16 protein-coding genes are annotated in these 22,789 nt (G+C 36.1%); 9 read left to right on the top strand and 7 right to left on the bottom strand.

Features of this window, described 5'->3' with window-relative positions; genetic code table 11:
* Window positions 1-36 precede the first annotated feature (36 nt).
* Genes ND2E_RS01115 through ND2E_RS01130 form a run of 4 tightly spaced genes read left to right on the top strand, consistent with a single transcriptional unit; the run spans window position 37 to window position 4,779 of the window.
* Window positions 37-1,680: a phosphoethanolamine transferase gene (locus tag ND2E_RS01115; RefSeq protein ID WP_052057037.1), complete on the top strand. Its 1,644-nt coding sequence runs from the start codon at window positions 37-39 to the stop codon at window positions 1,678-1,680.
* Between the two features lie 50 nt (window positions 1,681-1,730).
* A complete protein-coding gene (locus ND2E_RS01120) occupies window positions 1,731-2,390 on the top strand; it encodes a phosphatase PAP2 family protein (RefSeq protein WP_223303714.1) in 660 nt (219 codons plus the stop codon).
* Between the two features lie 28 nt (window positions 2,391-2,418).
* Entirely contained in the window at window positions 2,419-2,784 is a 366-nt protein-coding gene (locus ND2E_RS01125) for a diacylglycerol kinase (protein WP_033095855.1), read from the top strand.
* A gap of 39 nt (window positions 2,785-2,823) precedes the next feature.
* A complete protein-coding gene (locus ND2E_RS01130) occupies window positions 2,824-4,779 on the top strand; it encodes an LTA synthase family protein (protein ID WP_033095854.1) in 1,956 nt (651 codons plus the stop codon).
* Between the two features lie 668 nt (window positions 4,780-5,447).
* Here the strand turns inward: ND2E_RS01130 and cysI are convergent.
* Window positions 5,448-7,178, bottom strand: coding sequence for an assimilatory sulfite reductase (NADPH) hemoprotein subunit (gene cysI, locus ND2E_RS01135; RefSeq protein WP_033095853.1), 1,731 nt, complete (start codon window positions 7,176-7,178; stop codon window positions 5,448-5,450).
* Window positions 7,178-8,989: an assimilatory sulfite reductase (NADPH) flavoprotein subunit gene (locus ND2E_RS01140; protein ID WP_033095852.1), complete on the bottom strand. Its 1,812-nt coding sequence runs from the start codon at window positions 8,987-8,989 to the stop codon at window positions 7,178-7,180. Before ND2E_RS01140 ends, cysI begins: the two co-directional genes overlap by 1 nt.
* A 375-nt stretch (window positions 8,990-9,364) precedes the next feature.
* Between ND2E_RS01140 and ND2E_RS01145 the strand changes: the two genes are divergently transcribed.
* Window positions 9,365-10,780, top strand: a complete 1,416-nt coding sequence (locus ND2E_RS01145) for an aminotransferase-like domain-containing protein (protein WP_033095851.1) — start codon at window positions 9,365-9,367, stop codon at window positions 10,778-10,780.
* Window positions 10,781-11,354: 574 nt separating this feature from the next.
* On the opposite strand, the gene ND2E_RS23225 is transcribed toward ND2E_RS01145, so the two are convergent.
* The 4 genes from ND2E_RS23225 to ND2E_RS01160 form a co-directional block, all read right to left on the bottom strand.
* A complete protein-coding gene (locus ND2E_RS23225) occupies window positions 11,355-11,522 on the bottom strand; it encodes a hypothetical protein (RefSeq protein ID WP_011044058.1) in 168 nt (55 codons plus the stop codon).
* A 414-nt stretch (window positions 11,523-11,936) separates the two neighbouring features.
* Window positions 11,937-12,860, bottom strand: a complete 924-nt coding sequence (locus tag ND2E_RS01150) for a universal stress protein (protein WP_033095850.1) — start codon at window positions 12,858-12,860, stop codon at window positions 11,937-11,939.
* 431 nt (window positions 12,861-13,291) lie between these two features.
* On the bottom strand, window positions 13,292-14,464 hold the full coding sequence (locus tag ND2E_RS01155) for a vWA domain-containing protein (protein WP_033095849.1): 1,173 nt from the start codon (window positions 14,462-14,464) through the stop codon (window positions 13,292-13,294).
* 25 nt (window positions 14,465-14,489) lie between these two features.
* Complete coding sequence (locus ND2E_RS01160; protein ID WP_033095848.1) at window positions 14,490-15,335, bottom strand: AAA family ATPase; 846 nt, start codon at window positions 15,333-15,335, stop codon at window positions 14,490-14,492.
* A gap of 448 nt (window positions 15,336-15,783) precedes the next feature.
* On the opposite strand from ND2E_RS01160, the gene ND2E_RS01165 reads away from it, so the two are divergent.
* The 4 genes from ND2E_RS01165 (at window position 15,784) to ND2E_RS01175 (ending at window position 21,738) form a co-directional block, all read left to right on the top strand.
* The gene (locus tag ND2E_RS01165; protein ID WP_033095847.1) at window positions 15,784-17,391 is read left to right on the top strand and encodes a methyl-accepting chemotaxis protein; all 1,608 of its coding nucleotides are present in this window, start codon (window positions 15,784-15,786) and stop codon (window positions 17,389-17,391) included.
* A gap of 288 nt (window positions 17,392-17,679) precedes the next feature.
* On the top strand, window positions 17,680-19,134 hold the full coding sequence (locus ND2E_RS0122065; RefSeq protein ID WP_190277875.1) for a cytochrome c peroxidase: 1,455 nt from the start codon (window positions 17,680-17,682) through the stop codon (window positions 19,132-19,134).
* Between the two features lie 428 nt (window positions 19,135-19,562).
* Window positions 19,563-21,014: an ATP-binding protein gene (locus ND2E_RS01170; protein WP_052057033.1), complete on the top strand. Its 1,452-nt coding sequence runs from the start codon at window positions 19,563-19,565 to the stop codon at window positions 21,012-21,014.
* A 31-nt stretch (window positions 21,015-21,045) separates the two neighbouring features.
* Window positions 21,046-21,738 (top strand): response regulator, encoded by a 693-nt coding sequence (locus tag ND2E_RS01175; protein ID WP_033095845.1) that lies wholly within the window; start codon window positions 21,046-21,048, stop codon window positions 21,736-21,738.
* A gap of 81 nt (window positions 21,739-21,819) precedes the next feature.
* Here the strand turns inward: ND2E_RS01175 and ND2E_RS01180 are convergent, their stop codons facing one another.
* Entirely contained in the window at window positions 21,820-22,641 is an 822-nt protein-coding gene (locus ND2E_RS01180; RefSeq protein ID WP_033095844.1) for a class I SAM-dependent methyltransferase, read from the bottom strand.
* Window positions 22,642-22,789 lie beyond the last annotated feature (148 nt).

Raw genomic sequence — 22,789 nt, 5'->3', positions numbered from 1 at the left:
CGATACCAGCTTTAGTAATAGTGGTATTAAAATTAAATGAAAACCCAGCCAACAATCAAACTTAAATTTCACTCTTTAGTGCTTTTTATAACATTGTTTATTCTCTGTCTAGGGAATGCTAGTTTTCTAGAACAAGTAAGTTTTGTGTATCCTGTAGATGATAATTTAGGCTTTTTAGTCGCATTATCTATAGTCGCTATTTTTGTTATTGCTATTTTAGCCACGCTATTTTCTCTGATTATGCCAACCAAAATAGCACTTTCTTTTTTACTTTTGGTTTCAGCAAGTAGTGGTTATTTTGTTGATAGTTTTGGCGTTATTATCGATGATGTCATGATCCAAAGCCTATTTGAAACAAACACAGATGAAGCGTTCGATTTATTTTCTGTGACTATGTTTATTAGAATATTTCTATGCTTCATATTACCTTCACTATTTTTATACTTTATCGAGTTGCCGCAGCAACCTTTAAAAACCACTATTATTCAAAAGTCTAAACTATTACTCTTTTCAGTGGTTTGTATTTTCTTAATGCTGGCAATCTTTAGCAGTCATTTCACTACATTTTTCAGGGAACATAAACCACTTCGGTATTATCTTAATCCAATTTACCCTGTGTACTCATTTGGTTACTTTATAAATTCACACTTCAAAAGTGAAGATTTATCCGAACTAGCAACTTATGACTTTACCAAAAAGCCCACAAATAGAATTAAAGGCAAACTAGTGATTGTTGTTGTAGGTGAAACGGTCAGGGCAAGCAACTTTCAATTAAACCAATATCAACGTGCAACAACCCCCTTGCTCAGTAAGCGTGATGATATCATCAATTATAGTAATTACTCGTCATGCGGAACTTCAACCGCGATTTCAGTACCTTGTATGTTTTCTTTTAATGGTAAAAATAACTTTGATGTCAGTGAAGCAAAAAACACAGAAAATGCTTTAGATATTTTGGCAAAGGCTAATGTAAACGTTTTGTGGCGCGACAATAACTCTAGTTCAAAAGGCGTGGCTGATAGAGTCAATTATCAAAGTTTCAAATCAAGTGAGACTAATACCGTATGTGATACCGAATGCCGTGACATTGGTATGCTTGTCGGTTTAGATACTTATCTTACAGAAAATACGGGGGACACTGTTATTGTATTACACCAAATGGGTAACCACGGACCCGCCTATTACAAGCGTTACCCAAAACAATTTGAAATATTCAACCCTGCTTGTCAAACCAATGAATTATCACAATGTAGCCAACAAGAAATTATAAATTCTTATGATAACGCTATCGTTTATACCGATTTTTTTCTTAACCAAACAATAAAATTTTTAGAAAAACATAACGCTACTTACGACACAACGATGTTGTATGTCAGTGACCATGGCGAATCTCTAGGTGAAAATGGGATTTATCTACATGGGTTACCGTATTTTATTGCTCCAAAAAACCAAACCCATGTCCCTATGGTTGCTTGGTTTGGTACTGGTTCAAATGTAAATAGAGATGAGAGTAATAATTATAGTCAGCAAGCGTTAAATCATGATTCGCTGTCTTACTCATTAATCGACCTTTTTGATATATCCCTAACAAATAGTCGTTCACCTTATCCTCTTTTATTTCCTAAAAAAGAAACACTGCTAGTGAGTGAGTCTACTAACCATAGCACTGAGGCCGAGTAATGATGTATCACATTAATTTACCTAAGCACATATCGATCAGTATCATTTATTTGCTATTAGTTTTTGGTTTATTTGAACTCACTAATATAGATATTGCGATACAAAATTACTTTTACAATAATGCTCAAGAAGCGTGGTTATGGTCAAAACAAGAACCCGTATTAAAGTTGTTCTTCTATGATGCACCAAAAACTGCTCTGACATTTTTTGCTCTAGGCATCATTATTTCATTACTGTTTTTTCGTAAACGGGATCTAATTTCCCGATATAAAAATGGTCTTGTTATTGTTTTATTATCTCTAATTATCGTGCCTTCGGTTGTTGGATTGTTAAAAGCAACAACAAATTCTGCTTGCCCCGTTGCGCTAGACAATTATGGAGGAGAAATACCCTACGTCAAAGTTTTAGCTTCATATCCTCCAAATAAAACGCCATCAAAAATCCAAAAATGTTTTCCCGCCGGGCATGCCAGTGGCGGCTTTGCTTTGCTGTCTTTGTTTTTTATTTTTACTACAACAAAAAATAAAAAAATTGCCATGGTTTTTGCTACCTCTTTAGGAGGATTAATGGGGAGCTACAAAATGATAATTGGCGATCACTTTATCAGCCACACGTTAATTACAATGGGGTTAGCATGGCTATTGATTTGCACCATAGCCGCGTTAGTTCAAAAATTCACTGCTTTATCAATTATCAATTCAAACAATTAATTCGAACAATAAATAATAGAGATTTATTATGAACTATCAAAGTAAACCAACAGGGCTAAAGCGGGTATATTTGGCAACAGGTCACTCACTCAGAGCGTTAAAGTGGTTAATAAAAAATGAAGCCGCATTTAAGCAAGAAACTGTATTGTCAGTTGTGCTTTTTATTATTACATTTTTTCTTAATATTAGCTTAACTGAGCAAATATCCTTATGGCTAACCTTAATATTCGTGTTATTTGCCGAAGTTGTTAATACGGCTATTGAAGCCGTTGTGGACAGAGTAGGCCTTGAACATCATCCACTCTCAGGCCTTGCAAAAGATTTAGGCTCTCTTGCCGTAATGCTTAGTCTGATTGCTGCAATGCTAATTTGGCTAAAAATCCTCGTTTTATAAACGCTAACGCATCCCCTAATTTAATCCAGAGAACTAAATATGAAAGCTATCAAGCTATTCAGGCCTTTTGCTGTCTACACTTTATCAGTTTTGTTTTTTTTAGCAGCTTGGCGCTGCCTATTAATGCTGTGGCAACAAGATATAATAACAAATGTTGGAGACTTCTTGACTGTCTTGATAAACGGTATAAGAATTGATATATCTTCTTTAGCTTATCTATTGGCTATCCCTTTATTATTACATTGCGTAGCGGCGACCAACGTAAAAGTTAATAAATACTGGTTCATTTTCCTAAAAACTTACTTTCTATTAATTTTTGTCTTGTTTGCTTTTTTTGAATTTGCCACAGTGGAATTTATTGTCCAATACAGTACTAGGCCTAATAGGCTGTTTATAGAATATCTTAGTTTTCCAAAAGAAGTATTTGGCATGCTTTTCGAAGGGCACCTTTTTGCCATGATATTTACCCTTGTAGGTATGCTAGTATCTACAATTATTTACTTAAAAATTCAGAAAGTAATATTTGCTAAGACATTACCTATAGTTGAACTCAAATCACATGCTGAACTACTTACTTCGATAGTTATAATTATGCTAACGGTTCTTGCAGCTAGAGGTACCGTCGGACATCGACCGATTAATCCTTCCTTGGTTTACTTCTCAAATGACCCACTTATTAATTCATTAACCCTTAACTCAATGTACAGTGTTGCCTTTGCTTTAAAGCAGTTTGGTAATGAAAAAAATGCGACTAAAATGTATGGGGAAATGTCAGAAGAGAATATTTTTGAATTAGTTAAACAGTCAACTTTAATAACAGAGGACAAATTTTTAAGTAGTCAAATCCCTACACTTGTAAAACGCGTGCCTTACTTCAAAGGTAAGCCCAAAAATCTAGTTATCGTGTTAGAAGAAAGCCTCGGTTCTCAACATGTAGGCGCTCTCGGAGGAAGGCCCCTAACGCCAAATCTGGATAAATTAATTAACGAAGGCTGGGCATTCAACCAGATGTATGCAACAGGTACGAGATCAGTTAGAGGTATTGAGGCTGTAATTACTGGATTTACGCCTACGCCATCGAGATCTGTAGTTAAACTTGATAAGTCTCAACGCAATTTCTACACCATTGCACAAACGTTGAAGGATAGTGGATACACAACACAGTTTATTTACGGTGGTGAAAGTCACTTTGATAATATGAAAAGTTTTTTTCTAGGTAATGGTTTTACCGACATAGTTGATTTTGATGACATTGATAGTCCTGAGTTTGTCGGTTCTTGGGGCGCTAGTGATGGTGATCTCTTTACGCAATCAATTAAGGAGCTTAATACACTAAATAAAAAATCTGCGCCATTTTTCAGCTTAATTTTTACTTCGAGTAATCATACCCCTTTTGAAATACCAGCTAATAAAATCCCATTTATTAAAAGTGAAAGTGGTCGAGAAAAAGCAATACGCTATGCAGACTTTAGCTTAGGTGAATTTATCAATGAAGCAAAACAGCAAGCATTTTGGCAAGATACGATATTTTTAATTGTGGCAGATCATGATAGCAGAACCATTGGTCATGATTTAGTGCCATTAAGTGCATTTCATATTCCTGCCGTTATATTAAATAGCTCTTTCCCTAACAAGAGAGATAATAGAGTAGTAAGTCAAATAGATTTGCCCGTTACCATGTTATCTTTATTGGGGATAAAGGATGCTACACCAATGTTAGGAAGAGACTTGAGTAATGAGTATTCAAATGAGCGTGCTTTGATGCAATACCAAGAAAACTTTGCCTACGTGGAAGACCAAAAAGTAACTATCCTACAACCAAATAAAAAAGCTACATACTGGTCGTGGGATATTATATCTAAAACGTTATCTCCTACAGAACCACATCCTGAATTAGGTGAAAAAGCACTGGCTCATGCCCTTTTTGGTTCTATTGCCTATGATAAAGGACTTTATACTGTCTCTCCTAACAAGATAGAAAAGATGTCAGATTAAAATAAAAAATACTGTTAATTAGAAGCATGATAAATAGCCACAATATCTGTTTTTAGTGTTTAACAATCAATAGCTAATGTCGCCAGTGTGCAAAGTTAGTATTAATTTTTTGATGGCGAATGAAAGTTATGGTGGCTTAGTTGCCTATCGGGATATAAGATAGATCTACTTCTTCTGAACACTGCAAGCAGCTCAAAAAGCTATTGATGTTAATGTCCGCTTTCGTATCAAAGCGAACATAAAACAGGGGTGTTTTGACCAGTGAATTAGGTCGGTTTTTGGCAAAAGTGACTATTAGACCAGATAGTTAATTTTAAAATATTAGACTTAGCAGACGTTGATGGGATCGTTTTTAAGATATATTCAATGATAAAAAAAGCAAAATATAGTTATAGAGTGAGAACAATATCTAGTTGACTGAATGCCTCAGGGCGTGAAGCTGCCGTTAGGAAATCATCTTGAAACGCTAACTTTTGACACAAGTTCATTGATGTATTTATTTTTAATGCTTGGATTGGCAATATTGATCGCCATAAAAATTATTTGAAAAGTTACAGACCCTGTAACTTATTTTGTTACAGGGTCTTTTCTAATAACCTATTCTTTACCTCAGTAATGGCTTATGAAGTTAAGCAGGTGAAGTACTATTAGTGACTTCTTCGTTTGTATTAAGCATGGAAGTCTCGCTTACTTACCTTTACTTCAGCAACAATACCGGCACGTATAGTGAAATCACCAAAACCTTCGTCTGCGTTACGCTTTTTTGACCAATGCTCAACTAACTGATTAATTTCAGTTAAAATAGTCGCTTCATCAACACTCTCTTTGTAAAGCTTAGGAACGCGTGTACCACTATGGTTTCCACCTAAATACATATCGTATTTACCAGGACCTTTACCTACTAAGCCAATTTCAGCAAGCATTGCTCGACCACAACCATTTGGACAACCCGTAACACGTAAAATAACATGTTCTTCAGACACATCATGTTGTGTTAAAATTGCTTCCACTTTGGTAACTAAACCAGGTAAATAACGTTCAGCTTCAGCCATAGCTAATGGGCAAGTAGGAAATGCTACACAAGCCATTGAGTTTTGACGTTGCTTAGATATTCCGTCATTAATTAAGCCATATTGACGTGCTATCGCTTCAATATTGTCTTTATCTGATTCAGCAACGCCAGCAACAATTAAGTTTTGGTTGGCTGTCATTCTAAAGTCACCTTTGTGTACTTTAGCAATTTCTGCGACACCAGACTTCAAAGGACTATTAGGGCCATCAATTAGACGACCATTTTCAATAAATAGTGTTAGATGATGTTTACCTTCAATACCTTCAACCCAACCAAATCTATCCCCACGAAAAGTAAATTGATAAGGACGACTTTCAGCAAATTCTACACTGGCACGTTTTTCAACTTCTGCTTTAAACGTTTCAATGCCTACCCGATCTAAAGTGTATTTAGTTTTAGCATTTTTTCGGTTTACACGATTACCCCAATCACGTTGAGTAGTAACAACTGCAGCAGCAATTACTAAAGTATCTTTTAATGCGACATAACCAAAGTCGTCAGCTTTACGAGGGTAAGTTGATTTATCTCCATGAGTCATGGCTAAGCCACCTCCCACTAAAACATTGAAACCAATTAGTTTGCCATTTTCGGCTATTGCAACAAAATTTAAGTCGTTAGCATGAACATCAATGTCATTCTGCGGAGGTATAACAACGGTTGTTTTAAACTTACGAGGTAAGTAACTCTTACCCAGAATAGGTTCTATGTCATCAGTTTCCGTACCCCCTTCAATTTTCTCACCATCTAGCCATATTTCAGCATACGCGCGAGTTTTTGGTAATAAATGTTCACTTATTTTTTTCGCCCATTCATATGCTTCTTGGTGAAGTTCTGATTCAACAGGGTTACTGGTACATAAAACATTTCGGTTAACATCACCTGCAGTAGCAATAGCATCAATACCATAGTCATTTAACGTTTGATGCATTAATTTAATATCAGGCTTTAGTACACCATGAAACTGAAACGTTTGACGGGTTGTTAAGCGAATACTGCCGTAACTTGTTTTATCTTGTGAAAATTTATCAACTGCGAGCCATTGCGTTGGCGTGATAATACCCCCAGGCATACGAGCACGAAGCATTACATTGTGTAATGGTTCTAATTTTTGTTTCTGACGCTCTGCACGAATATCACGATCATCTTGCTGATACATACCATGAGTACGAATTAACTGGTAATTATCTGGCGTAAACCCTCCTGTCAGATTGTCTGTTAAATCTTCAGCAATCGTTCCGCGTAAATAGTTACTATCTAACTTTAAACGCTCGTTATCTGCATGTTTACCTTCAACAATCAGATCTTTTTCGTTGTTTGAATCACTCATTAGTAAACATCCTTCTGGTATCGTTTGTGACTACGTAATGATTTTAAGTAGTCTTGTGCTTGTTCTCTGGTTAATTGGCCGTGCTCAGCAATGATTTCTACCAAGGTTTGGTGAACATCTTTTGCCATACGATTTGCATCACCACAAATATATAAATGTGCGCCACGTTCTAACCATTCAAACACTTCTTTAGCGTTTTCTTTAATACGGTCTTGAACATAGATTTTCGCGGTTTGGTCACGAGAGAAAGCTACATCCATTTTAGTTAATAGACCTGACTTAAGGTAACCTTGCCATTCAACCTGATATAAAAAGTCTTGGGTTAGCGTTTGATCACCAAAAAACATCCAGTTGTCACCTTGAGCTTCTGAAGCTTCACGCTCTTGCATGAATGCTCTAAATGGAGCGACCCCCGTACCGGGCCCAACCATAATAATGGGCGTATTGCCGTCAGCAGGTAAACGGAAGTTGTCGTTATGTTCTACAAATACTTTAACCGTAGCGCATTCTTCTACATCGTTTGCTAAAAATCCTGAAGCACCACCAAAACGTGTAGCGCCTTCATGTTTGTAACTCACTAAACCAACAGTTAAATGAACTTCTTCTTCAACTTCTTTTTGGCTCGATGCAATTGAATATAAACGCGGAGTAATTTTACGAAGTGCATCAACAAAAGCTTGTGCTGTTACATCAGCTGACGCCGCTTTAACGATATCAACAATTTGATGCTTTGCAGAATATTCACGTGCTGCATTTTTATCTTTAGCTAGTGCTATTAATTTCTTATCACCTGAAACACCAGCCCAAAAGTTAATGAAGGCAGGAGGCGTTTGCGTAATTTCTAATTGAGCAGTAAGAGCTTCACCTAACGGTAAGCTTAAACCTTTAATACTTACTTTTTCGTCAGCACTTAATTTTAACGTTGTAATTAATTCTTTAACTAACGAAACTGAATTTACGAACCACACTCCTAACGCATCACCCACTTGGTAAGTTAAACCTGACTCACCTAAGTCAATTTCAACGTGACGAACGTCTTTAGCAGAGTCTCTACCGGTTATTTTTTGGCTGACTAAAAGTTCAGCTGGATATGGGTTTTGCTTAGTGTACTGACTTTCAACTTCAACATTACTTGGTAAGTTAACGACAGGCGCTGCACCTGTATCATCTGATTTAGTTAAGCCGTCTTTTAGTGTATCGGTAATACTCGTAATCCACGCTTGTGTGTCGTCTTCATAATCAACATCACAATCAACTCGAGGAGCAATAGATGTGGCGCCTAATGCTTTTAAGCGCTCGTCAAAATCTTTGCCTGTTTGGCAATAAAATTCGTAACTACTATCACCTAATGCTAATACGCTGTATTGCAAAGAAGGTAATTTAGGGGCTTTCTTAGAGCCTAAGAATTCATGGAATTCAATAGCATCGTCTGGAGCTTCACCTTCACCGTTAGTACTTGTAACGATAAGTAAATGAGTTTCTGACTTTAATGATTTTGGTTTGTATTCTGAAACATTTTTAATGTTAACAGTAATACCAGCCGCTTTTGCATGTTCAGCTAACTTTTGAGCAACGCCTTTTGCATTACCTGTTTGAGATGCATAAAGTATGGTTAATTTTTTAGCTGCAACAACAGCGGCAAGTTGAATACCACCTTGTTCACTTTTAGCTGCTAAGTAACCACTTGCCCACGCAAGTTGTAGTGGAGATAACTCAGTAATGGTTTGTTGTAAAGAGACTATTTGATTAGCATCTAACACACTATGGGTATTTGCTGAGTTTTGATTTAATGAACGTTGCTTTGGCAACATAACTATTTTCACCTATGTCAATCGATGGATGGGTCACGGCAAAATAAGATCCCAATATAATGTATTAAGGTAATTAACAAGGACGTGACTTTCTTAATTTACTTTTATTTAATTTCTTGAATACTAAGCCTCACGGCAATTATAAAAACTTACTTTTTTATAGTGATTTGCTCGCGATAGCATTAAATATAATATTCATTTTTATATGGGATAAGTTGGTCGTAACTTTTTTAATACGAATAGAGATAATAGTCATAATTATATCTACTGACACTGTCATTAAAATAGACAATAATATAAAAATATATAGGTACAGAATTAAGTTTGATTCTTTACGTTAGACATATCAAAGATTTATGTACTAGAAGGCTAGTAATGAAAGAGTTTGTTTATCAAAAATTAGCAACAACACTAAAAGAAAAGATAATGAGTAATGTATGGCGTGAAAATGAGCGCTTACCTTCTATTCGAAAATTAAGTGAACAATATGCCATTTCAAAAATTTCGGTACAAACGGCTTTACATAAGTTAGAAGCAAGTGGCCTTATTAAGGCAAAGCCTAAGTCAGGCTATTATGTACTTTCGCGGCAGAATAAAAGCCCAATATTAGACAAAGAAACTGAAATTAAATCTCCTTGTTTAGTTAAGGTGCCAAATGTTTTTCATGAAATAATGGAAAATGGAGCCGCATTTGATATTTATCCTTCGGCTAAAGTTCAACAAAACACCAACCATATTGAATTGTTGAATCGTCATATAAATAGAGCAATGCGCCAACAGCCAATAACAAACAGCCTCTATTATGATAACCCTGAAGGTGTAAAAGAATTACAAATACAAATTAGCGAACATTACCGCTCTCGAGGTTTATTTATATTACCAGATGAAATATGCATTACCTCAGGATGCCAAAATAGCTTATTTCTAGCGTTGTCTACATGCTGTGAACCTGGAGATATAGTTGTAATTGAAAGTCCTGCTTTTTATGGATGTTTACAGCTTTTACAATTATTAAAATTGAAAGTTATTGAATTACCTTCTTCATCAGACAGCGGTATTAAATCTGCCGATTTACAAAATATTTTAGATAAATGGAAAGTTAAGGCGTGTATTGTTACTCCTAACTTTTCTACCCCTACAGGTGTTTGTATTTCTTTAGAAGAAAAGAAGTCCTTGATTAGACTAGCTAACACACATAACTTTACGATTATCGAAGATGATATTTATGGTGACTTAGGGTTTCACTTTACACCTGAACCGTTAAAAAGTTTTGACACATCTGGCAAGGTAATATTATGTAGTTCGATTTCTAAATCCCTGTCTAGAGATTTACGTATTGGTTGGATAGTTGGAGGAGAAAAGCATAGTCAAATAATCCATCAGAAGTTAGTGAACTCTTTGGCGACTAATAAAACTATTCAACAAGGTTTGGCTAGTTTTATGGCAGAAGGGTTTTATCGACGACATTTAATACAATATCGACAAACCTTAATAGAACAACGAGATTTATTGATTAACAGTGTCAATGAGCATTGGCACTTTCCTTTTTATTTTACAATTCCTGATGGTGGCTTATCTATTTGGATTGAATTAGAACCGCACATACATACTACTTCGATTTATAAAAAAGCACTTAAATTAGGCATAATAATAACCCCAGGTATGTTGTTTTCTTCGAACAAAACATTTTTAAATTGTTTACGATTAAGCTTCGCTCATAAAGTTAGTGGCCAGCGATTAGAAGCTTTAAAAAGAATAGGCAGTATTATAGAGCATGAAAGTTTGTTGTAGAAAATCGAATTAGAGATTTTATTGATAAGGACTTTTGTTTCCAGATAAATAGGAAAAGTGTGGACTCTATATTGCAAGAAAACATAATTTGATCTGATCTAATGGCATAGGACACTTTGATAAAGGATAGTATCCTAACTAATCGAGATGTTTATAAGTTATGTCAAAGCATGTTACCTGATTACCATCAATTAGAATTTCGTATTTACCTGACTCATGTAGAGTTAATTGGTGATATTTACGCTTGATACTAGTTCCGTCGTTGATTTCTACATCTTTGCTCAGTTAACTTTATATAAATTAGGCCAATATAATCAAAAATAAAATGATTTACATGCCTGAAACTAAATTGAAGTTCGAACTCGAAAAAGAAACAATGGACAAAAGTGGTATGCAGGTAGTAGTAAATTCCTAGAAGTGACTGTAAATAAACTTGATTAGCTGACTGTAATACTTATCGTAATAAGATTATTTACTGCATTATAAAAAGCAAAAAACCAGAATTCCTTATCAAGGTCATTCTGGTTTTATTGGGTTAATCGATAGTAAATCTAACGATTATGACTTCTACTTGTTATGCTTGATATAACATAGCTAGAAAATCTTTAGACTCATTCAACTGGCTAAATTTAAACAATTTTGAACCTGCTTGGTCTTTAACAACAACATTTAATTTATTGATAGAAATAGACTTTACTGGTGCTTCAATAGCGTAAATCTTACCTTGATAAGTATAAGACATAATGTAACTCCTTTAGTTGCTTTGAGCGCAACATTAAAAAGCCGATAACTGCATATACATAAATGATAATAATACAATGAACTAACCGAAAATGACTCGGGATCTCATGCAGCAAAAAGCTTTAATTTAATAACTTTTTCTTAAGGTGTTGGCTGACTGTGAAAGGGAAAGACAAAACACGAAAAATCACTGGGGATTAACATCAATTAGATGAGGTAAGCTAATTGATGTTGGGCAATATACGGACCTTTGTTGATAAAGTAAACATTTATTTTAAAAAGGTACCGTAATCGATCGATCCCCTTCAAAATTTACTAGATAATCCTCGGTAAATAGCTATCGAGTAAAACTCAATAAAATCATAGAATAAAGGCATTCACAAACACTAGCGTTAATCATCCATGCCAATATCAATTACTTTAGACACCTGATTGATAAAATATCACATTCAACATTATCAAGAATTTTTTCAATAGTATTACCAATAAATTTTCCGTTATTACCCATACCCATTACTAATAAGTCTACCTCATGGGTTTTAACCAATTCAGGTAGCTCATATTCAGGTGAGCCTGCAACGAGATGAGTTGATTTTTCATCAAAAGTATACTGGCTTAGCAGTTCATCGAACACAACTTGGTGATGAAATTTTATTGCATCGCTATAGTCATTAAAATCACCGCTCGCTATGCTGTGATCCATACCTACTGCGTTTAATCCCTGCCATAACTCTATACCCATGGGCTGATAACAATGACAAACGTGAACTTCGCTATCAAATAACTCAGCCATAACCAACTCCGCTTGAAGTATATTAGCATCCAACATTTCAGGTTTATCATGTGTTCTTTCAGGATCAACAGCAGCCATCATTGTGCGGTAGGAGTAATTACAAACATTTTTAGTTAGTAACAGAGGGACGGGGCAGTGTTCAAGGAGTTGCCAATCGGCAGGAGTAAAAAATATTCTATTAAGTGTTGAATCTTGCTTCGTCGATTTTATCACTATCGATGCGCCTATACTGGCGATCTTAGCTAAAACAGCACAACTTAAGTCTGAATGCCATACAACATCAGTATTAACAACTATATCGAGTGATTTCACTTCAAGTGAATACGTTTCTAACCAACGTAATTTCGAAGCTATATATTCTTTTTGTAAAACATCTAGTTGCGCTTGACTAAAATTCCAATGGCTGACAAATTGACTATTATATGCCACGAGGAAAAGCTCGATATTTGCAGATGTTTTCTCCGCGATATTAATCGCCTGCACTAATGCAGATTGGTGGTCACTCGCTGCGTCCATCACCACTAAGATATTGGCAATTTTTTTCATAATATTCCCTTAATTCCCATTATGTCAATTAACAACAACCTAAACAAAGCCTTTGCATATTTATACAATGATAATAATAGCTTACTACATAAAAAATAGTTGAGTTAGTAACTTATAGCAACGTATTTCCTTTAATTTTGCACGTAAGTTGATCTAAATATGGTATCACTTGTTTCTAGGAGAAAGCTGGCTGAGAACAATAAAAGTGGCGTGAATTTTGAAATAGTATTATTGATATAAGACTATCGAATAATAAGCAGATATAAATGTTTATTTGACGCAAAGCTAATGACTTTTTAAATAATTTTTAGCTTAAACAACACTAGGTCCCACCAAAATAATCACAGTGCTTACCCATAGAAATCGCAACTAAGAGAGAAATAGGTACTCTTTGCTGATTTCTAACATGGTAAACACTAAAGCCTGACACATTATAACAGTGCTTTAATACCTTGCGTTAATCCATCAACCGTTAATGGATACATTTTATTGGCAACAATATTTTTCATAATATCAATTGAGCTATAATACGACCAATGTTTTTCTTCCTGGGGGTTTAACCAAATACTTTTATCGAAGTGAGTTACTAACCTTGTCATCCACACACTACCCGGCTCGTCATTCCAATGTTCAACGCTACCACCTGGATAAGTGATTTCATAAGGTCCCATTGTCGCATCCCCAATAAATATCACTTTGTAATCACTACCATAGGTGTGAATGACTTTATGAATGTCTACTGGTTCGCTCGTTCGACGGTTATTGTCTCGCCATACATGCTCATAAACACAATTATGGAAATAAAAGAATTCTAAATGTTTAAATTCTGTATGCACTGCTGAAAAAATCTGTTCACATACCTTTATGTGATCATCCATTGAGCCACCAACATCAAAAAACATCAATAATTTAATAGCATTATGACGCTCAGGTTTCATCTTAATATCGAGATAACCCGCATTACGTGCAGTAGCCGATATCGTATCATCAAGTGCCAATACATCACTGGCACCTGTGCGTGCAAATTTTCTAAGCTTTCTTAGCGCCACTTTAATATTTCGCGTGCCAATCTCAACATTATCATCGAGATTTCGATATTGACGCTTGTCCCATACCTTCACGGCTTGGCGATGACGCGAATTTTCTTGACCTATTCTGACACCCTCAGGGTTATAACCGTTAGCACCAAACGGTGATGTTCCCCCCGTGCCAATCCACTTATTACCCCCTTCATGACGCTTTTCTTGTTCCTTTAAACGCTCAGCAAGGGTTTCCATCAGCTTATCTAAACCACCCAATGCGGCTATTTTTTCTTTTTCTTCAGCAGAAAGCATTTTTTCAAAATGTTTCTTTAACCAATCTTCAGGTATTGCCGATAAATCAAGTTCAATGGTTGATACACCAGTAAAGTAGTCAGCAAAAGCGCGGTCAAATTTATCAAAGTAACTTTCGTCTTTGACCAATACCGCGCGACTGACGACATAAAAATCATCAATATCAGCAAAAACAACATGCTGTTCTAATACCCGAATTAAGTCTAATAATTCACGGATAGTACAAGGCACTTTGTAGTCTCGTAATTTGCAGAAAAAATCAATTAACATATGCTTATGACCTTTAGTGATTTATCTATCGGATAGAGCGGTGCATAAAAGCGAGCTTTTCAAACAAATGAACATCTTGTTCGTTTTTTAATAAAGCGCCATGTAAAGGTGGAATGACTTTTTTAGTACGTGTTTCTTGTAAAACCTCAATATCAATATCTTCAGCTAACAATAACTTCAACCAATCAATTAACTCAGAGGTAGATGGTTTCTTTTTAAGTCCTGGTATCTCGCGTAAGTCAAAGAATAATCCTAATGCTTCATCCAACAGTTTTTGTTTGATGTTAGGGAAATGCACATCAACAATCGCTTTCATCTCTTCCGCTTCAGGAAAGTTAATGTAATGGAAAAAACAGCGACGTAAAAAAGCATCAGGTAATTCTTTTTCGTTATTTGAGGTAATAATAATGATAGGTCTTTGCTTAGCTACTACTTTCTCTTGGGTCTCATAAACAAAGAATTCCATTTTATCGAGTTCTAATAATAGATCATTGGGAAATTCAATATCGGCTTTATCAATTTCATCAATTAATAAAACAGGTCTTTGATCAGCGGTAAAGGCATGCCAGAGCTTGCCTTTTACTATGTAATTACTAATATCATGCACCTTGTCATCGCCGAGCTGACTATCTCTAAGTCGGGATACCGCATCGTACTCGTATAAACCTTGCTGGGCTTTTGTCGTTGATTTGATATGCCACGGAATCAACTCCGTGGCTAAACTCAAGGCGAGCTCTTCGGCTAACATTGTTTTCCCTGTGCCAGGCTCACCTTTAATCAGCAAAGGTCGTTCTAGTGTAATTGCTGCATTCACAGCGAGTTGCAATGCTTTAGAAGCAATATAATTACCTGTGCCATTAAATGATTTCATGTTCTTCCTATTTTTTACCAGTTTAACTAAGGTGTTGATTAAAAATGCCATTTCTAGTTAATACAATAGATAAATGGCAACTAATATCGTCGTATCTGCCCTACTTTAACTTGTTAATAAAATTTTTCCATAGGATTTCACGAATAGTTAAAATAACTCAACTATATGAAAACCATTCTTTGTTATTCATTATGTTCAAAAAGAAGCTTTAGATGATATGAGTATTAATTAGTGAGCTAAATATGTTGTCATTAATCAGTCGCGCTAAAAGATTACAATCAGGGATAAAAATAAACTCATCAAATTAGACAGACTAGATCAAGGAATCTGTAACTAATGGTTATATTTATAGTTTAAGCTATATACAATCGAGAAAGATGAGAACTTGCTCAGGATGAGCAGTGTTCACTACATGGAATTATTTATAATAATAATAGGAACTGTCAATATGTTAAAAAACCTGTCACTGGCTAAAAAAATTCATTTAGCATTAACCTTGATTGGCGCCATATTTTTAAGTACAACAATTTTCTTTTTTCATCATGATGAAAAGGAGTTAGCAGAGCACTTTGTTGAGCGAAATTTAGAAAGCCTGGCCCTTAATTATTTTGACTCCGTCAATACCATGATGTTGACAGGTACTATCGCTAACCGACAACTTATTCAAAACAAAATTCTTAGCCAAGATGATATCGTAGAAGCAAGAATTCTGCGTACTGAAGCCGTTAATAAGATATTCGGTAAAGGCTTTGCTGATCAGAGTGCAAAAAGTGCATTTGAAAAAGAAGGGTTAGAGGGCAAAAGAGCTTTTAAGAAATTTGAACTTGATGGTAAGCGTATGATGAGTTTTATCATACCTGTTAAAGCGAGTTCAGATTATCGCGGCACCAATTGCTTAACTTGCCATCAAGTCAGCGAAAATGAAATATTAGGCGCCGTAAAACTCACCTATGACTTATCTACAGTAGATAAAGATATTGCCAACTCTATTACCCAAGCAGCGGTATTACAGCTCATCATTACTCTCATTTGTTTTACTTTATTAAGCCTTACTTTACGAAAAATAATTTTCTTCCGCTTAAAACGACTAAGTAATTCGATTAAAACGGCGGCCGAAGAACTCGATTTAAATAAAGAAATAAAAGTTAATTATCCAGATGAATTAGGCTCTGTTAGCATTGCTCTCAATGACATGATGAGTAAATTTAGAACTAGCTTCATGTCTATTGCTCACGCCAGTGAGCAACTGACTGAATCAGCAAAAGAAGTGGATAAAATATCTTCTTTAACACTCGAAGCTGTTTTAGAACAAAAAAATGGTACCGACTCTGTCGCTGCGGCAATTAACGAATTAGACAGTTCAGCTAATGAAGTACAGCATAATACGCAAAGTGCTGCGGATAAATCGGTTTCCGCAAATGAAAGAACTTCACAAGGTTTAGTACTCGTTGAGCAAGCGAGGGTTGGCATTAATGATCTCAGAGACAAAGTGGTTGAAAACACTGCCATGATCACCGACCTGAGTAATAAAACTAATGAAGTAGGCAGTGTATTAGAAGTCATTACAGCAATTGCTGAACAAACTAACTTATTAGCGTTAAATGCAGCGATTGAAGCAGCAAGAGCGGGAGAACAAGGCAGAGGTTTTGCCGTAGTCGCCGATGAGGTCCGTTCATTAGCAACCCGTACACGTGAATCAATTGAACAAATTCACGAGACAATGAGTCGATTACAAGTTGGCGCAAAAGGGGCTGTTGACTCAATGAATGTGGTTAGTCAGGAAGCCAGTGAAAAAGCTGAAGATGTTTCTAATGTGGCCGACTTATTGACAAATATAAGTGCTGAAATTCAGGAATTAGACGATCTAAATTGTCAGATTTCAGATGCAGCAACACAGCAAAATTTAGCGGCTGATGAAATTAATGTCAACGTTGTCAATATCAGTAATGTTGCTGAAAAATCAAGTGATGATGCTATTCGCGGTAAAGAAATTAGCGAAAATTTGTTATCACTTGCCTATGAATTAAACACCCAATTGACCAAGTTTAAATTATAAATTGAGCAAGCGTTATGCTGAGTAATGGTTAACTTATGGTGCTCATTACTCAGTGCCACTTTGATATGCTAGTCTCAATGAATCGAAAAATTAATTCATAATACGGCTAGCTCAATTGTCGTTAGTATCATCCCATGTGAGTTCCCCTTTCATTTGCACATTTCTTTCTTATTTGTTCCATAGTATTTACACTTTTCATAGTTAACCTAAAGCTAACCCTATTTACTAGCGATGTTAGCCATGCCTATTAACACATTAATGCTTAAGCCCCAAAAAAAAGTAAAACTAGTGTTACTTTCCGTAGTAATGTTCACCCTACCACTACTGACTTTGTCAGGATGTAATTCAGATAACTCATCAAGTGAAGGCGTCGAAGATACAATGCCGGTATCAACTCAAAGCGCGCAAGCCACAGACAATAACAATAACCAAGCGCCAATCGCTTTTGATGATGTAGTCGTACTGCAAAGTAATGAGACAATTACTATTACTTTAGTGGCAACAGACAATGAAAATTCACCGCTGACTTTCTCTATTGGGAATGAGCCTGAAAATGGTGCTATCAGCCAAAATGAAAACATTATCATATACACTACTCACAATAACTTCATAGGCAGTGACAATTTCACTTTCATAGCCAATGACGGTGATGACAACTCAAACATTGCGACAATATCGATTGAAGTATTATCGCCAAGCCTAACAACGACATTGCTTGATGGCAGTATTGTTGATACCGCCATGTTAGTCAGTCTAGGAAACCAACTCTATCATGACACTAACTTATCAACCCCTATCGGACAATCTTGCGCAAATTGCCACGATTTAAACTCTGGATTTGATGATCCTAATACTGCTAATCCAACCTCAGTAGGTGCCGATGGGAGAAGTTTTGGTACGCGTAATTATCCCACCGCAAGCTATAGTGCTCATATCCCAGAACCGCAAAATAGAATAGCTGGTGGACCACAAGGGTTAATAGGCGGATTATTCTTAGATGGCAGAGCAGCGTCCTTAGAAGAGCAAGCAAAAGGTCCCTTTCTTAACCCGATAGAAATGGGCAATGCAAGTGTTAACGAAGTGATTAGTAAAATAGCACAAAGTTCCTATGCTACAGAGTTTGAGTTACTCTTTGGTGAAGGCATTTTTCTCGACACAGAGCGAGCATATAACTATGTTGCTGATGCGATTGCCGCTTTTGAAAGAAGCCCAGTTTTCTCACCATTTACTTCAAAATTTGATCGAGTCCAAGCGGGTATCGCAACCTTTACCAGTGCAGAGCGTCAAGGACAAGACATTTTCAATAACAAAGGTGATTGTCGACGTTGTCATAGCACGAATGCTGCAACAGCGATTGCCGAAACTAATACCCCTGAAATATTTTCAGATTTCAGTTATAAAAATATTGGTGTACCAAGCAATCCTCTGTTGCCCGCATTTATTGAGGACCCGCTATTCATTGATTTAGGCTTAGGTGCACAGTCTGGAAATGATCGTAACAATGGTCAATTTAGAGTATCAACCTTACGTAATATCGCTAACAGGGCACCTTACATGCATAACGGTGTATTCTCCTCACTTAGCGAAGTGATTAATTTTTATAATACCCGTGACACCAGCTTTACCGATGTGCCTGAAGTGAACCAAAACATCGATCAAGGAGGACGCATTGGTGAACTTAATTTAACAGACAATGAAATTGAGAATTTAATAGCTTTCTTAGAAACATTAACTGATGAATAACAGCAATACTTTTGTTAAACAACGCGACACTATCAACTTTAAAAAAACTTAAGGGGCAAATTTAAGGATGAGCAAAATGAGTTTACATAAAATAATGCGACTTAACTACTTAATGGAAAGAGTGCTTGCCAAGCAATTAAAGAATGATGATCTAGAGTATTTGACGCTCTTAAAACAATGGCATAATGAGTATAAAAATGAATAAAAATAGGGGATTATATGGAATATATAGCTAAATCCTTTATTCTGTAGGATTTACACTGAATACAGCGTATAACAATACTCTATTCATTACCTATGATAACTAGCCTTGACTGCTAATTTGAGCCATGAAGATATTTACTAAATTAATACTGACACTATTGTTTATTAGCTTATTATTGCTGAGTCTTATATACATTGCAGTACAGTGGAGTTTCGATCGTGGTATGTTGGACTATATCAATAAAAAGGAACTCGCAAGTTTACAGTTATTGTCAAACAACTTAGCGACTTTTTATCAACAAGAACAACGATGGACAAGTTTAGTGGAGTCGACTCATGAGAGTAGACGTCCGCCTCATAAAAGACCAAATCGTTTGTCTCCTCCTCCTTTTCCAGCTAAAAGCGTGCAATTCAGACCTAGCCAAACTTGGCATCAGCTTTTAAAATTTTCACATGATGGTATTACGCTTCCAACGGATGCGGAGCAATACTTAGCTAACCATGGCGACTTTATCCGCAATCATGATAGGCCTCCCTATCGAAAAAAGCGTCCGCTGCGTTCTAGAACTGAAGAACATCAACCAAGACCAGCCCAAAACCAAAACACATTACATCCAAGTTTACTCGATGCAGAAAAAAAGTTGATCTTAGGAAGATTGACAGCCGATTTTAGTTTACAAGCCATTAATTTGAACGGTGAGCTTATTGGCTATTTAGCCTTACCGCCTAAAACACAACTAACTGATGAATTTGATTTAGCTTTTCTTGCCCAAATTAAAGCTAACTTGCTTTATATTGTTCTTGGGCTTTTCCTAATCATTGTCATAATTGCTGTACCGCTCTCTCGTCACTTTGTTACGCCCATTAAACGGTTAGAGCATGCAATGCGAGCTCTAAACAATGGTGACTTCAACGTTAAAACAGACGTAGTTGGTAAGGATGAATTAGCATCACTGTCGCTACACTTTAATGATTTAGCTAAAACTCTAGAACAAAATGAAAGTTCTAGAAATACCTGGTTAGCTAATATATCCCACGAATTACGAACCCCCATTGCCATTATTAAAGGAGAAATTGAAGCAATTGAAGATGGTATTAGACCTTTAGATTTAAAGAGCTTATCTTCTCTAAATGATGAAGTTAACCATTTGCATAAACTGGTTAATGATTTATCTACATTATCAAATGCCGAAATTGGTGCGATGCGTTATCAAAAAGATCAACTAAATTTAGCTGACATTATTGAACATAATTTACTACGCCATCACCAGCACGCTAATGACACTAGCATCATAATCAATCAACAAATCACTAAAGGTGATGTAATTATATGGGCCGATGAAACCCGAGTTAATCAATTGATAGACAATTTAATTAATAATAGCCTTAAGTACACACAAGCACCGGGCACAATTTATCTGTCACTATCAAAAGAAGCCTCTTATGCGATATTAACGATTTGTGATAGTGCTCCTAGTGTGCCAGATAACTCGCTCCCCAAATTGTTTGATCATTTGTATCGTGTTGAAAGTTCTAGAAATAGAAAAACAGGCGGCTCAGGACTGGGTTTAGCATTATGTAAAAAAATAATGTCTGCTCATCAAGGAACGATTACAGCATCCCATGCTAAATATGGCGGACTTGAAGTCACCTGTACCTTTCCACTCATAACATAAGCAACAAAGATATTATTAGGATTGAATATACATGTCACATATATTAATTGTTGAAGATGAAGAAAAAATTGCTTCTTTATTAGCAGATTATTTAACTAAAGCAGGCTATCAAACGACTACAATGTATGAAGGAACTGAGGTGGTTTCCACCGTTAAAAACAATCATTTTGACTTAATATTGTTAGACTTAATGTTGCCCGGCAAAGACGGATTAGCTATTTGTCGCGAAATACAAGAGTTTAGCAATATAGCGATGATCATGGTAACCGCTCGTGTTGACGAAATTGATCGGTTATTGGGATTAGAACTAGGCGCTGATGATTATATTTGCAAACCTTTCTCTCCCAGAGAAGTGGTTGCGCGAGTAAAAACAATACTCAAACGGGTGAACCCTTCCCTAAGATCAAGCAATCACACGAGTATTGCCGAGCCAACGGCTACCTTAGAATTAAATAGCGAAAACTACCAAGCAACAATTAACCAACAGCCGGTAGAGCTCACTGCAATAGAATTCAATTTGCTCAATATATTGGCTAGAGCGCCTGGTCGTATTTATTCTAGATCACAATTAATTGATCAAGTGTATCAAGACAACCGTATAGTCAGTGAGCGCACCATAGACAGCCACATTAAAAAATTGCGTAAAAAGCTCAATGCGATTGAGTCAGACAACGAATTAGTTCAGTCCGTATACAGCGTAGGATATAAATTAGTACTAACGTAACCCGAGAACAGGGAAAGCAGTACCTACTCCAGGTTCACTGTAAACCATAATCTATACTAACTTTGGCTGCATTGTTTTCATTTACCTAGGTTTAACCGCTAAAATCTCAATCAAACTAATGCGTGCATCATCAAGATTACGACGCATATTATAGGATTTAGTCTTAATGTCATTACCGATTAATAAATGTAAACCTAGCTCTGGCATTATCGATTCACCTTTTGGTGCTCTCATACGTGCAAAGGCATTTTGTGCAAGAACAGTCTTATCATTCCACACTTCAACCTTAAAACCAGCGCCTGTGATAGTATTACGAAATAATTCTTTGGGTGCCAGAAAGCTCATCGAACTGTCTTGAGCCCATGGCACAGGAAAATAAATAGGTTTTTCTTCATGGCCACATACCTCATACAACACGGCTCGCGCACCTGGCTTAAGTACACGGTACATTTCCTTTAACCAGCCTTGTTTGTCTTCAACATTCATATTCATTTGAATTGACCAAGCCCCATCAAAAGTATTGTCAGCGTAGGGTAATTCGAGCGCACTGCCAATATTAAACTTAACGCGATCTTGCATCTTTAGTAATTGCGTCAGCCTTTGTGCGGTATCAATGTACTCATCACTCAAATCAATGCCCGTGACATGACAGCCTGTTTCATGGGATAAACGACGGGTTGAACCACCAACACCACATCCCACATCGAGAATATTCATTTCAGGAGTAAAATTGCTCAACTCAATCAGCTCTTTAGTAGCGATATCACCACGAATATGAAATTCATCAACTGGCTGAAGATCATCGGGTGTGATCTTCGATAAATCTTTACCAAGTTTATTGAGACCTTCAATTATTTGATTATATAAATTGTTCGGAGAGTAATAACTGTGGATATGCTGCATAGCGTTAATCTTACTTGAAAATAATGTGAAAAAACTATCTACAAACTATACATGATAATTGATGAAAATTGATAACAAATATAAACTTATTTAGTTGTGATACTTAACTATATCAATAACATGCGATATCCAGCCTTTGCTAAAACAT

It is taken from the genome of Colwellia psychrerythraea (assembly GCF_000764225.1).
In the GTDB taxonomy this organism is placed as follows: domain Bacteria; phylum Pseudomonadota; class Gammaproteobacteria; order Enterobacterales; family Alteromonadaceae; genus Colwellia; species Colwellia psychrerythraea_D.
The sequence above is the reverse complement of the archived record's forward strand: the minus strand, read 5'-3'. Positions and strand labels throughout refer to the sequence as shown.